1 pseudogene is annotated in these 1044 nt (G+C 63.1%); it reads right to left on the minus strand.

What is annotated here, in order from left to right:
* Positions 1-25: 25 nt before the first annotated feature.
* A pseudogene (locus ESZ60_RS20625) lies at positions 26-1044 on the minus strand (transposase); the annotation flags it as partial.

Here is a 1044-nt window from a genome sequence, read left to right on the forward strand (position 1 = left end):
CTGCCCGGGTCTTGCGTTATGGGGAAAGGCACATGGCCGCGAGATCGCATCCTGCACAGTCCCGCACCTTGGTGGCGAAGAACCTGCCGTGACCGATCCTGGTCTTCGTCGGCCGAAGGATCCTGCCGCGCGGGCATTTCACCAGATCATGGGCGCATCGAACTTGTACCGCCGGAGAGGAACCTTGCTTCTGATCGGCTCGGCCTTGGTCGAAATGATGGCGTCGATCTTGCGCGCCTCGAGCCCACCGAACACCTTGGCATAGGCATAGCCTGCATCTGCCGTTGCCACATGGATCGGTGCCCCCAGGGTCGCTGCAGCGGCATCGAGGCCTTGGAGAATGTGATCGCCCTCGTTCGCCTCCCCGGTCGTGACCTCGACCTCGACAATGACCCCGCAGAGATCCTCGACCACGGCATGCTGCTTGTAGCAGGGGTCGAGGCGCCGGTTGCGCCCGCTGGTCGCCATGCTGGCATCCGGATCGGTGACACAAACCTTCTTTTAGCGCCCGGTCTTCTTCGAGTTCCGGGCTTCCAGATCGGTTTTGCTCTCTTCCGGCACATCGCCATTCGCCTCGGAAATCGCATCAACATGGCGAACCGCCAGACTTTCCCAGCTGACATCGGCCCGGATCAGGGAGGCGTCGATATGCACGACCTCGCCCTTGGCGATCCCGGCCGCCACACAATTCTGAACCGTCCGCGCGAAGATGCGCCGAAACCGCTCGGCACCCCAGCGTTGTCGAATGCGGGTCAGCGATGAGTGATCGGGAAGCCGCTCGTGCAGACCATAGCCAGCGAACCAGCGGATCGCGAGGTTGACCTGCGCCTCTCGCAGAAGACGCCGGTCATGAACGATCCCGAGAAGAAAGCCGGCCAGCATGAGACGGACGGCTGCTTCAGGTGCGACGCCGGGGCGGCCCGTACCGGCAGAGTAGAGATCGGCGACATCCTCGGCTAACCAGCCGAGGTGGAGCACGCGGTCGACGCGGGCAAGGACATGATCATCCGGCACAAGGTCACGCAGCGACCCGCAGACGAAAAA

The organism is Paracoccus ravus, assembly GCF_004522175.1.
GTDB lineage: Bacteria > Pseudomonadota > Alphaproteobacteria > Rhodobacterales > Rhodobacteraceae > Paracoccus > Paracoccus ravus.